The 12,323-nt window shown below is 63.2% G+C and carries 11 protein-coding genes; 7 read left to right on the top strand and 4 right to left on the bottom strand.

All coding sequences use genetic code 11. The features are described from left to right. Nucleotides 1–51: 51 nt before the first annotated feature. Both map and OCK01_RS04935 read right to left on the bottom strand, forming a co-directional pair. A complete protein-coding gene (gene map, locus OCK01_RS04940; RefSeq protein ID WP_263822927.1) occupies nt 52–801 on the bottom strand; it encodes a type I methionyl aminopeptidase in 750 nt (249 codons plus the stop codon). Nucleotides 802–850: 49 nt separating this feature from the next. Beyond that, nucleotides 851–1,891, bottom strand: a complete 1,041-nt coding sequence (locus OCK01_RS04935; protein ID WP_263822926.1) for an LLM class flavin-dependent oxidoreductase — start codon at nt 1,889–1,891, stop codon at nt 851–853. 231 nt (nt 1,892–2,122) lie between these two features. On the opposite strand from OCK01_RS04935, the gene OCK01_RS04930 reads away from it, so the two are divergent. Both OCK01_RS04930 and OCK01_RS04925 read left to right on the top strand, forming a co-directional pair. After that, nucleotides 2,123–2,356: an AbrB/MazE/SpoVT family DNA-binding domain-containing protein gene (locus OCK01_RS04930; protein ID WP_263822925.1), complete on the top strand. Its 234-nt coding sequence runs from the start codon at nt 2,123–2,125 to the stop codon at nt 2,354–2,356. Then, nucleotides 2,353–2,769: a PIN domain-containing protein gene (locus OCK01_RS04925; protein WP_263822924.1), complete on the top strand. Its 417-nt coding sequence runs from the start codon at nt 2,353–2,355 to the stop codon at nt 2,767–2,769. The genes OCK01_RS04930 and OCK01_RS04925 overlap by 4 nt, the downstream gene beginning before the upstream one ends. Here the strand turns inward: OCK01_RS04925 and glpK are convergent. After that, nucleotides 2,766–4,256 (bottom strand): glycerol kinase GlpK, encoded by a 1,491-nt coding sequence (gene glpK, locus OCK01_RS04920; RefSeq protein ID WP_263822923.1) that lies wholly within the window; start codon nt 4,254–4,256, stop codon nt 2,766–2,768. The genes OCK01_RS04925 and glpK overlap by 4 nt on opposite strands. A 194-nt stretch (nt 4,257–4,450) precedes the next feature. Between glpK and xdhA the strand changes: the two genes are divergently transcribed. The 4 genes from xdhA to OCK01_RS04900 are packed head-to-tail and all read left to right on the top strand — an operon-like array spanning nt 4,451 to nt 9,717. Next, nucleotides 4,451–5,929, top strand: coding sequence for a xanthine dehydrogenase small subunit (xdhA, locus tag OCK01_RS04915; RefSeq protein WP_263822922.1), 1,479 nt, complete (start codon nt 4,451–4,453; stop codon nt 5,927–5,929). Further along, nucleotides 5,926–8,262 (top strand): xanthine dehydrogenase molybdopterin binding subunit, encoded by a 2,337-nt coding sequence (xdhB, locus tag OCK01_RS04910; RefSeq protein WP_263822921.1) that lies wholly within the window; start codon nt 5,926–5,928, stop codon nt 8,260–8,262. The genes xdhA and xdhB overlap by 4 nt, the downstream gene beginning before the upstream one ends. A gap of 6 nt (nt 8,263–8,268) precedes the next feature. Beyond that, on the top strand, nt 8,269–9,075 hold the full coding sequence (xdhC, locus tag OCK01_RS04905; RefSeq protein WP_263822920.1) for a xanthine dehydrogenase accessory protein XdhC: 807 nt from the start codon (nt 8,269–8,271) through the stop codon (nt 9,073–9,075). A 54-nt stretch (nt 9,076–9,129) separates the two neighbouring features. Further along, entirely contained in the window at nt 9,130–9,717 is a 588-nt protein-coding gene (locus tag OCK01_RS04900; RefSeq protein WP_263822919.1) for a tetratricopeptide repeat protein, read from the top strand. Nucleotides 9,718–9,726: 9 nt separating this feature from the next. Here the strand turns inward: OCK01_RS04900 and OCK01_RS04895 are convergent, their stop codons facing one another. After that, complete coding sequence (locus tag OCK01_RS04895) at nt 9,727–10,776, bottom strand: DUF1176 domain-containing protein (RefSeq protein WP_263822918.1); 1,050 nt, start codon at nt 10,774–10,776, stop codon at nt 9,727–9,729. A 278-nt stretch (nt 10,777–11,054) separates the two neighbouring features. Here OCK01_RS04895 and OCK01_RS04890 point away from each other — a divergent pair, with 278 nt between their 5' ends. Beyond that, nucleotides 11,055–12,290 (top strand): urate hydroxylase PuuD, encoded by a 1,236-nt coding sequence (locus OCK01_RS04890; protein WP_263822917.1) that lies wholly within the window; start codon nt 11,055–11,057, stop codon nt 12,288–12,290. The last annotated feature ends 33 nt before the right edge of the window (nt 12,291–12,323 follow it).

Below are 12,323 nucleotides of genomic sequence, written 5' to 3'. Positions count from 1 at the left end.
GCCCTCACGTCAAACGTGCGCAGCGGGGAGTGGTTCCGGATTTTCGAGTGGTCAATCGACGAGAGTGAGAATCACCGGCGCGGTCCGGGTGGCGATGAGCGTGTGTTCGAACTGCACGGTGAGCGCGCGTGGCTCGCTATACAGCGTCCATGGATCGTCGCCGCCCTCGGCCCAACTGGCGCCGAGCGACAGGAAGGGTTCGACGGTGAAAACCTGGCCGTTCTCGATCAGCCGGCGCTCCGACGGGTCGGGCCAGGTAGAGAGTTCCGAGGGTTCCTCATGCAGCGAACGGCCGACGCCGTGGCTGGCGAGGTTCTGGATCAACGTGTAGCGGTTCTTTCGGGCGAACTCGCCGATAGCGTTGCCGATCTTCGCATATGGCTGGCCGGCGCGGACCTGGTTGATGCCGGTCCACATGGCGCGCTTGCCGTCGCGGCAGAGCTTTTCCGTGCGCGAGGCGATCGGCGCCATGATGAAGGAGGCGCCGGTATCGGCGAAGAAACCATCCTTGACGGCCGAGACGTCGATGTTGACGAGATCGCCCGGCTTGAGCGCCCGGTCGCCCGGGATGCCGTGGGCGACCTCTTCATTGACGCTGATACAGGTGGCGCCGGGGAACTTGTAGCATTCCTCGGGCGCGGATTGCGCGCCCTCCTGCTCCAGAAGCCTGCGGCCGATCGCGTCCAGTTCCGCCGTGGTCATGCCGGGCTGGATGGCCTCCGACATCTTCTTCAGCGTCAGCCCGCAGATCCGGCCGATTTCCTTCAGCTTCTGCAGCTCATCATCCGTTTCGACAACCATACGCCACGTCCTTTCGCGCCAAAGCCTATCGACGCTTCGGCGCGAAACGTCAACCGCCGATCGCGTCGCGGACGATGGGGGCGACCTTGGTTCCATAGAGTTCGATGCCGCGCATCAACTGGTCATGCGGCATAAGGCCGATCGCCATCTGCAACAGGAACCGGTCGTTGCGGAAGATCTCGTGGTGGGCGATGATCTTGCGCGCCAGCGTTTCCGGATCGCCGATGAACAGCGCGCCTTCTGGCCCCGTGGAGCGGTCATATTGCGCCCGGCTCGACGGACCCCAGCCGCGTTCGCGTCCGATGCGGTTCATCACCGCGCTCGAGGGACCGTAGAACTGGTCCACGGCGGTCTGATCCGTATCGGCGACGAAGCCGTGGACATTGATCGACGTCTTCAGTTGCGCCGGATCATGGCCGCCTTTCTCCGCCGCCTGCCGGTAGAGATCGAAGAGCGGCGCAAACCGCGCCGGTTCGCCGCCGATGATGGCCAGGGCCATGGGCAGGCCGAGATAGCCGGCGCGGGCCACCGATTGCGGCGTTCCGCCGACGGCGATCCAGATCGGCAGCTTGTCCTGAAACGAGCGGGGATAGACGCCGCGGCCGTTGATCGGCGCCCGCGTCTCGCCGCCTTGCCAGGTGACGATCTCGTTGTCGCGCACGGTCAGCAGCAGGTCGAGCTTCTCCTCGAACAACTGGTCGTAATCATCCAGGCTCTGGCCGAACAGCGGGAAACTTTCGATGAAGGAGCCGCGGCCGACCATCAGTTCCGCGCGCCCCCTGGCGATCAGGTCGAGCGTGGCGTATTGCTGGTAGACGCGCACCGGATCATCGGAACTGAGCACCGAGACGGCGCTGGTCAGACGGATCTTGCTCGTGCGGGCGGCGATGGCCGCGAGAATGACGCCGGGCGCGGACGCCGCGTAATCGCGGCGATGATGCTCGCCCAGACCGAAGACGTCGAGGCCGACCTGATCGGCGAGTTCGATTTCCGCGATCAACTCCCGAATGCGCCGCTCCGCATCCTTCCCGCGCTCGCCGGGAGCCGGATCTGGATTGACGTCGGCGAAAGTGTAGAGGCCCAGTTCCATCGTAAACTCCTGTTTGCAACGGATATGGCCATTTTCGCGCGACGAGGAAAGGGGCGGGGAAGCGAACACTGTGTCAGACGCGGCTCAGCGCCGACCCCAGGGGGCGATCAGGGGGAGGGGGAGATCCACCGCGACGGAAGCGACAATTTCATATGCGGCCTTGAAGACACGGGTTTCGTATGATGATATACAGCGTAGCAATGTATATCAAATTCAACTGAGGAGCTGTGCATGCAGGTTTCTAAATGGGGCAACAGTTTGGCTCTGCGTCTGCCTGCCTCTGTGGTCGAGGAACTGGGATTGAAGCCGGGGGATGAGGTTAAGGTTCGGGCGATATCCGCACATGACTTTGAAGTTGCTCGCGCGCCAAGCCGAGAAGATCTCATGGAAAAGCTTCGGACATTCGAAGGGAAGCTCCCGGCTGACTTTATCTTCAACAGGGATGAAGCGAACGAGCGACGGTGAGCGAGGTGAGGCGCATTTTTGTTGACACGAATATCGTACTCTACATGCTTTCACGCGATAGAGCCAAGGCGGAGCGAGCGCGCCAAGTCGTGAACGGTGGTTGCGTGATCAGCGTTCAGGTCTTGAATGAGGCTTGCAACGTCATGCTTCGCAAGAAGTCGTTGCCATGGAGCGATGTGAGGTCCTTCCTCGCCGTTTTAAGGCAAGTGGCGGAGGTGGCGTCGATTGACCTGACGACACACGAGATCGCGCTAAATATTTCAGAACGTTATCGCTTTTCGATTTACGACGCGATGATTGTGGCAGCCGCCGTCCAAAGCGGCTGCGATACGGTTTACAGTGAGGACATGCAAGATGGCCAGTCCATCGACGGGCTAGTTCGAATTGTTAATCCCTTTCGCGTGTCAACTTAGACCTCCAGCGTCTTCCTCACCGCCTTGTTCCAGCCCTCGACCTTAGCTTTTCGGGTCTCATCATCCATCTCAGGCGTGAACTGCCGGTCGAGCGCCCAGTTGGCCGAGAAGCCGGCCATGTCGGGCCAGACGCCGGCGCGGGAGCCGGCGAGCCAGGCGGCGCCGAGCGCGGTGGTTTCGAGGATCTGCGGACGGTCGACGGGCGCGTCGAGAATATCTGAAAGCGCCTGCATGGTCCAGTCGGAGGCGACCATGCCGCCGTCGACGCGCAGCACGGTTTCCTTGCCGTCGGCCTGCCAGTCCTTGTGCATGGCGTCGAGCAGATCGAGCGTCTGATAGCAGACGCTTTCGAGCGCGGCGCGGGCGAATTCTGCGGGGCCTGAATTGCGGGTGAGGCCATAGATCGCGCCGCGCGCTTCGGCGTCCCACCAGGGTGCGCCGAGCCCTGTAAAGGCGGGCACGAGATAGACCTGCTGGTTGGGATCGGCGCTTTCGGCGAGTTCGGCGGTTTCGCCGGCGGATTTGATGATCTTCAACCCGTCGCGCAGCCATTGCACGGCGGCGCCGGCGATGAAGATCGACCCTTCCAGCGCATAGGTGGTTTTGCCGTCCAGGCGATAGGCGATGGTCGTCAGAAGACGGTTCTTCGACGGCACGCGGTCGGCGCCGGTGTTGAGCAGCGCGAAGCAGCCGGTGCCATAGGTGGATTTCAGCATGCCCGGTTTGAAGCAGGCCTGGCCGATGGTCGCCGCCTGCTGGTCGCCCGCGACGCCGAGGATCGGGATTTCAGCGCCGAAGAGATCCGCCGTGGTGACGCCGAAGTCGCTGGCGCAATCGCGCACCTCGGGCAGCATGGCGGCGGGAATGTCGAGCAGGTCGAGAAGTTCTTCGTCCCAGGCATTGTCGGCGATGTTGTAGATCAGCGTGCGGGAGGCGTTGGTGGCGTCGGTCAGGAAGCTCTTGCCGCCGGTCAGCCGCCAGAGCAGGAAGGCGTCGACGGTGCCGAAGCAGAGCTCGCCCTTTTTCGCCCGCTCGCGCGCGCCCTCGACATGACCGAGCAGCCATGAAAGCTTGGTGCCGGAGAAATAGGGATCGAGCAGCAGGCCGGTCTTTTCGGTAAACAGTGGCTCATGACCAGCGGCCTTCAGGTCTTCGCAGAATTTCGCGGTGCGGCGGTCCTGCCAGACGATGGCGTTGTGGATCGCCTTGCCGGTGGCGCGATCCCAGACGACGACCGTCTCGCGCTGATTGGTGATGCCGATCGCCGAGATGTCGGAGGCCTTGAGCCCGCTCTCCGTAAGCGCGGTGCGCACCGACCAGAGCGTCGATTCCCAGATCTCTTCGGGATCGTGCTCGACCCAGCCGGATTGCGGGAAGATCTGGGTGAATTCCTTCTGGCCGCGCGCCACGGCCTTCATCTCGCCATTGAAGACGATAGCCCGGCTGGACGTGGTGCCCTGGTCGATCGCCAGAATGTAACCGCTCATTGGATCCTCCCATCCTTTTTCCAATTTTCAATCTGAACTCAAAACGAAAGTCAAAGGAAAACAAACGCGCCTTCCACATCTGCGCGCTCGCGAGAGTTTGATCAAAAGGTAAACACGGGCAAAATTGACTCTTGCGCTTTTGTGCATCTGCGCACAGGCTGCTGCGTTAAGATCAAATCGCGACTGGCGGCATCATGACTTCACGCACCACAATCCGCTTCCTTCTGAATGGCGAAACGGTCGAACTCGGCGCAATCTCGCCGCGTTTGACCCTGCTCGATTGGCTTCGGCTCGATCGGCGGCTGACCGGCAGCAAGGAAGGTTGCGCGGAGGGAGATTGCGGCGCCTGTACGGTGCTGGTCGGGCGGCTGTGGCAAGGACGCCTGGTGTATGAGAGCGTCAACGCCTGCATCCGCTTCATGGGATCGCTCGACGCGACGCATGTTGTAACGGTCGAACATCTCAAAAGCCCCGAAGGCATGCTCAATCCGATCCAGCAGGCGCTGGTCGATTGTCACGGCTCGCAATGCGGCTTCTGTACGCCTGGTTTCGTGATGTCGCTCTATGGCCTGTGGCTGTCCGAGGACAATCCGTCCCGCGCCCGCATCGAGCAGGCGCTGCAAGGCAATCTCTGTCGCTGCACAGGCTATGAGCCGATCGTGAAGGCGGCGGAGCAGGCGGCCCGTCTCAGGCCCTCCGACGTCTTCGATCCCATCGAGGCGACGCGCCACCGGGTGACGGAGGAACTCGCCGCGATCAAGGAGCTGGGTTCGGTCGAGGTGATCAAGGGCGACGACGCCTTCTTCATTCCCTCGACGACGGCTGAACTCGCCGATTATCTCGCCCGGCATCCGCACGCCACCATCGTCGCAGGCTCCACAGATGTCGGCCTCTGGGTGACCAAGCAGATGCGGCCCATCAATCCGGTAGTGTTCATCGGCGGGCTCGACGCGCTCCAGGCCATCACGCGTCAGGACGGCGCGACGCGGATCGGCGCCGGCGTCACCTACTCGCAGGCGCTGAGCGCGCTGTCGGCCTCGCATCCGGCCTTCGGCAAGCTTTTGCCGCGCATCGGCGGCGAGCAGGTGCGCAATATGGGCACGATCGGCGGCAATATCGCCAATGGCTCGCCGATCGGCGATACGCCGCCGGCGCTGATTGCGCTCGGCGCCAGCGTCACGCTGGCGTCTCGGGAAGGTCCACGAACGCTGGCGCTCGAAGATTTCTTCATCGACTATGGCAAGCAGGATCGGCAGCGCCACGAATTCGTCGAGAGCGTCAGCGTTCCCGACCTTCCTGAAAACGCCCATTTCTCGGTCTACAAACTCTCCAAGCGCCGCGACGAGGACATCACCGCCGTGCTGGGCGCATTTCTCCTGCAGCTCGACGGCGAAGGCAAGGTCGCCGAGATCAGGCTCGCCTTCGGCGGCATGGCTGGCACGCCCAAGCGGGCGGCTTCGGTCGAGGCTCACCTGTTGGGCCAAGAATGGACTGAAGCCAACGTTGTCTCTGCTGCCGCGCTGATGGCAGAGGACTTTTCGCCGCTCAGCGATTGGCGCGCGAGCGCAGACTATCGCATGACCACGGCGCGCAATCTGTTGACGCGCTTTTATCTGGAAACGCAGGGCGAGGAAGCAGAACTCGTCCGCCGCGTTGCGGGAGGCTCCCGATGAACAAGATCGACATGACCTTCAAATCCGAGATCTCGGGCTCGATGCACCGGGATCGCCGGCATGACAGCGCGCATAAGCATGTCACCGGCGAGGCCGATTATATCGATGACATGCAGGCGCCCGAGGGCACGCTGCATATGGCGGCGGGCCTCACCGATCGCGCCCATGCCGAGATCCTGGAAATGGATCTGTCCGAGGTCGAGGCGATGCCGGGCGTCAAGCTCGTGCTGACCCACAAGGATATCCCGGGCCATAACGATATCGGTCCCGGCCATACCGGCGACGAGCCGCTGCTGGCCGAAAAGAAAGTCGAATTCCACGGCCAGATGGCCTTCGCCGTGGTGGCCGAGACCCGCGAGATCGCCCGCGCGGCGGCCCGCAAGGCCCGCTTTACCTATCGCGACCTGCCGCACGCAACCGACATCCTCGACGCCCGCGCGCTCGATTATCCCACCGTGACCAAGCCGATGACGCTGAAGCGCGGCGACGTCGTTTCAAGCCTCGAAAAGGCGCCGCGGCGGCTCAAGGGGCAGATGCGCATCGGCGGACAGGAGCATTTCTATCTCGAAAGCCATATCGCGCTCGCCATTCCCGGCGAGGACGACGAGATGACCATCTGGTCCTCCACCCAGCATCCCTCAGAAGTACAGCATATGGTGGCGACCATCCTGCATGTGCCCAATAACGCCATCACCGTGATGACCCGACGCATGGGCGGCGGCTTCGGCGGCAAGGAGACGCAGGGCAACCAGTTCGCAGCGCTCGCGGCCATCGCCGCCCGCAAGCTGAAGCGCGCCGTGAAATTCCGTCCCGACCGCGATGAAGACATGACCATGACCGGCAAGCGTCATGACTTTCTCGTCGAGTATGAAACCGGCTTCGACGACGACGGCAATATTCTCGCGGTGAAGGCCAATTACGCCGCCCGCTGCGGTTTCGCCGCCGACCTTTCGGGACCGGTGACGGACCGCGCGCTGTTTCACGCCGACAACGCCTATTTCTATCCCGACGTGCTGCTGACCTCGGAGCCGATCAAGACCAACACCGTCTCCAACACCGCCTTTCGCGGCTTCGGCGGCCCGCAGGGGCTGGTGGGCGCCGAACGCATCATCGAGGAAGTGGCCTATGCGCTCGGCAAGGACCCGCTCGAGATCCGCAAGAAGAATTTCTACGCGATCGAGGGCGACGAGCGCTGCCTGACGCCCTATCACCAGAAGGTCGAGGACAATGTCATCCACCGGATCGTGGATGAGCTGGAAACCAGCGCCGATTATCAGGCGCGCCGCGCCGCGATCGTCGACTTCAACAAGACCTCACGGGTCATCCGCAAGGGCATCGCGCTGACGCCGGTGAAATTCGGCATCTCCTTCACCTTCACGCCCTATAATCAGGCGGGCGCGCTGGTGCATATCTATCAGGACGGCTCCATCCATCTCAATCACGGCGGCACGGAAATGGGGCAGGGCCTCTACACCAAGGTCGCCCAGGTGATCGCCGACGAATTCCAGATCGATATCGAACGGGTCAAGATCACCGCCACCACCACCGGCAAGGTGCCGAACACGTCGGCGACGGCGGCATCCTCCGGCTCGGATCTCAACGGCATGGCGGCCTATGACGCGGCGCGCCAGCTGAAAGACCGGCTCTATTCCTTCGCGGCGGAAAAATGGGGCGTGCCGGCGGCGTCGGTCGAGTTTCTGCCCAACCGCGTGCGGGTCGGCGACGAGGAAATCCCGTTCCCGACTTTCATCAAGCAGGCCTATATGGCGCGGGTGCATCTGTCGGCGGCGGGCTTCTACAAGACGCCGAAGATCCATTGGGATCGCGCCAAGGGCATGGGCCGGCCGTTCTTCTATTACGCCTATGGCGCGTCCTGCTCGGAAGTCTCGATCGACACGCTGACCGGCGAATACATCATCGACCGCACCGATATTCTTCACGATGTCGGCAAGTCGCTGAACCCGGCCATCGACAAGGGCCAGGTCGAAGGCGCTTTCGTGCAGGGCATGGGCTGGCTGACCACCGAGGAATTGTGGTGGGACGGCAAGGGACGCCTCAGGACGCATGCGCCGTCGACCTACAAGATCCCGCTCGCCTCCGACCGTCCCGCCGTCTTCAATGTCGATCTCGCCGAATGGTCGGAAAACCGCGAGATGACCATCGGCCGCTCCAAGGCGGTCGGCGAGCCGCCCTTCATGCTGGGCGTGTCCGTGCTGGAAGCGCTGTCGATGGCGGTAGCCTCGGTCGGCGATTACACGCGCTGCCCGCAGCTCGACGCGCCGGCGACGCCCGAGCGCGTGCTGATGGCGGTGGAGCGGATGCGGAAGGCCTGACCATCAATGCCTGACGCCCATCTACCCGCCGGCGACCTCGTTCTGATCGAGGTCGTCTCCGCCAGGGGCTCGACGCCGCGCGAGGCGGGGGCCTTCATGCTTGTGGGCGCAGCGTCCATTCACGGCACCGTCGGCGGCGGGCATCTTGAATTCGACGCCATCGATCTCGCCCGCGCGATGCTGAATGACGGTCGCGCTGAGCAGCGCATGGATTTCACCCTCGGCCCCGACACCGGACAATGCTGCGGCGGACGCGTGACGCTGAGACTGCGGCGGCTGGATCAGGCGCTGAGGGATGAGATCGAAGCGCGGCTGACGCGCGAGGCGGCCGGCGCGCCGGATGTCTATCTGTTCGGCGCCGGTCATGTCGGGCGCGCGCTCGCGCGGGCGCTCGCAGTTTTGCCGTTGCGGCTCACCGTCATCGAAAGCCGGCCGGAAGAGCTCGATCTTCTCGATCCTGGGATCAATAGGCGTTTGCTGGCCATGCCGGAAGAGGCGGTGGCGGCGATCCGGCCGGGCGGGGCGGCGGTCGTTCTCACCCATGACCACGCGCTTGATTTCCTGATCGCTTCGGAAGCGTTGTTGCGGGACGATCTCGCCTATGTCGGCATGATCGGCTCCAAGACCAAGCGCGGCGTCTTCGCCTCCTATCTGCGCGATTCAGGCCATGGTCCCGACCTGATGGACCGTCTGATCCTGCCGATCGGCGGCGAGCGGCTGCGAGACAAGCGGCCGGACGTGATTGCGGCGCTGGTTGCTGCGGAACTACTCGAAACGCTGCTTTCGCCTGATCAATCCAACAAGGGGCAATAGGCTCGGGCAAGTCTCGAACGGCAAAGCTCGGCAATGGCCATGCAGGAAAACGGAATGAACCATATCGACGCGGTCCGCGCCCAGCGCGACAGATTGGCGCCGCTCGTCGAGGCGGCGCTCGATTTCGCCAAGCGTCGCGACGCGCCGATGCTGGCCGAAGATCGCGCGCGCGGCGATCAGCTCGTGGCGACCGCCCATCAGGCGTCGTTCAATATCGCCGAACTCTTCCTGCGCCTGGGCCAGGTCAACGAGGCGGCGGATCTCTTTTCGCAGACATTGAGCCTCGGCGTCGAGGTCGGGCTGCTCAACGCCCGCATCGGCGCGATCCATCTCCGCAACCAGAATTATGTCGCCGCGGCCGCGCATTTCGAAAACGCGGCGCGGCTGGAGCCCGGCGTGGCCGAACATGCGATCCAGTTGGGCCGCGCCCTGTTTCGGGCGGGCAAGATCTGGAAGGCGCGCGAAGCGCTCGAGGCGGCGCTGGCTTTGGAGCCGGACAGCGTCGCCGCGCTTACGGAACTGGGCTCGATCTGCATAGCCTGCCGCGACGCCCGCCGCGCCGCCGATCTCGGACAGCGGGCGCTCACGCTCGATCCCGGCAATGTCGAAGCGCTGCGTCTGCTCGATCTGATCGAGGCGTGACGGATAAGCTCAGTTCGAAGCGCTGAACTGAAGCGGCCAGGACGGGGGCTCGCTCACCACACCGTCGCAGTTCACCTTTTCGCGATATTCCATCAGCTGAAATTCCAGAGTTTCTCCCGGCGCATCCATCAGGCGGAAGACGCGATAGACGCCGCAATCGCCGCCGCCGCTGCCGAGCTCAGTCGAGATGAACAGGCCGCGCTCCGGCTTCAACTCGGCGCTCATCATCTGGACATTGTTTTCGCCTTCCAGCGCCGGCGGATTGGGCAGGGTCAGCAGCGTCGCCCAGTCGCCGGGCGGATCCTGGGTAATGGCGAAGACGCTCGATCCCTGATAAGCGCCGAGGAAGCAGGGGACTTCCCAGAGTATGGAGCTTTCCGACAGCTGATAGCGCTGGCCGGGATAGGCGAGCGTTTCGGGGTCGCTGCATTGGTCGGGCGCGTAAGTGGCGATCTCCTTGCGGACGGCGGCCGGCACGTCCTGGGTCGAGGCCAGGAGTTTCGGCGCGCCGATCGGAAGTCCATCGGGTCCGGCATAGGCAAGGGCGGCGGGCGCGGCCGGCGTGCTTTCCGCCGGGGGATCTGTCTGCGATGGCGTCGCGTCGGAGCTCGCCGATCCGGGACAGCCGATCACGCCCTTGGCGCTCGCGACGAAAGGCGGCAGATCCTCCCGAACCACGATGATGCGGGCCCTGTCGACGGTCACCAGCGATCCTTCTTCCGACGCCTCCATGATGTGCAGGACGACATGGGTAGCGTCATCGTCGCTGGAATACAGGCGATAACCGAGCCGCGAGGGAAGGTTGATGTCGCCGCGCGCCGTCTCCGTCAGCGCAAGCCGCTCCTTGCCGATTTCGATCCGCGCCTGGGTCGGCTTTCCCTCGCCGTCATAGGGCATGTAGAGGATATAGGCGTATTGGTCGGCGTCCGGGTTTTTGTTGCGTTGCCAGAAGGCGAGATGGCAGGCGCTCAGGCCCCCCTCGATTTCCTGCTTGCCGAACAGTTTCAGATCGATCGACGGCTCCTCGGCCTGCATAGTTTCAGTCGTGGCCGAAATCATCAGCAACGCGGCGCACGCCCTCGCAAATAGCCTCATTGTTTCCTCACCCCCGAGCGATCCTCAATCCCCACGACAGGACCATTCTCCAATTTCAGGCTATCGTCATAAAGGCGTCGCGACAAGCGACTTCGCCAAGGCGCGCCCCGGCTCGGCGAACGGGCTCCCGGATGGAGGGAGGGCGCCGGGATCACGCTAATTTCTGTGCGCTGCATCAACGGGTCTTTTCAGGACCCCCGCTCTTCTGCAAAGTTGCGAGTCGAATAAAAGAGGGGATTGGAATGTACGATTACGCCATGGCCTGGGAATGGTTGGCTTTCGCGGTGCGCTGGCTGCATGTCGTCGCGGCAATCGCCTGGATCGGCTCGTCTTTCTTCTACATCGCCGTCGATCTCGGACTGGTCAAGCGGCCGGGCCTTCCCGCCGGCGTCTATGGCGAGGAATGGCAGGTGCATGGCGGCGGCTTCTACCAGATGCAGAAATATCTGGTGGCGCCCAAGGAAATGCCCGAGCATCTCACCTGGCACAAATGGGAGAGCTATACGACTTGGCTCTCCGGCTTCGCCATGCTGGCGGTTGTCTATTACGGCGGCGCCGATCTCTTTCTCATCGACCGGCATCTTCTGGACGTGCCCAACTGGGCAGCGATCCTGATCTCGATGGGCTCGCTGTCGATCGGTTGGATTTGTTACGACACGCTCTGCAAGTCGCCGCTCGGCAAGCACACCTGGTGGCTGATGGCGATCCTGTTCGTGCTGCTAGTGGCCATGGCCTGGGGCTATATGCAGATCTTCACCGGCCGCGCCGCCTTCCTGCATCTCGGCGCCTTCACCGCCACGATCATGTCGGCCAACGTGTTCTTCATCATCATTCCCAACCAGAAAATCGTGGTGGCCGATCTCAAGGCAGGCCGCGCCGCCGATCCGAAATACGGCGTGATCGCCAAGCAGCGCTCGCTGCACAACAATTACCTGACGCTGCCGGTGATCTTCTTCATGCTGTCGAACCACTATCCGCTGGCGTTCGCCACGCAGTATAGCTGGATCATCGCCGGCCTCGTCTTCCTGATGGGCGTATCGATCCGCCACTGGTTCAACACCGTGCATGCCCGCAAGGGGCATCCGCACTGGACCTGGCTGGTGACGATCCTGCTCTTCGTGCTGATCATGTGGCTGTCGACCGTTCCCAAGGTCCTGACGGGGGAGGATGACGCCAAGCTGTCGCCGATGTTCGAGAAGTTCCGCAACGACGCGCATTTCGCCCAGGTGGTCGAGACCGTGTCGTCGCGCTGTTCGATGTGCCACGCCGCCGAGCCCGTCTGGGACGGCGTGGTGTTTCCGCCCAAGCAGGTGATGCTGGACACGGACAACCGCATCGCCATGCATGCCCGCGAGATCTATCTGCAGGCCGGCCGCAGCCACGCCATGCCGCCGGGCAACGTGACCGAAATCTCGCCCGAAGAGCGCAAGCTGCTGACGGCCTGGTATGAGAACGCGATCGCCAGGAGGACGAACTGAGGTTCGGTTGAGGCGCGGAAGCTCTTCGGAACA

Source organism: Rhizobium sp. TRM95796, assembly GCF_025779995.1.
GTDB lineage: Bacteria > Pseudomonadota > Alphaproteobacteria > Rhizobiales > Rhizobiaceae > Rhizobium_E.
Note: the sequence above shows the minus strand (reverse complement) of the source record. Positions and strands in the feature narration are given on the sequence as shown.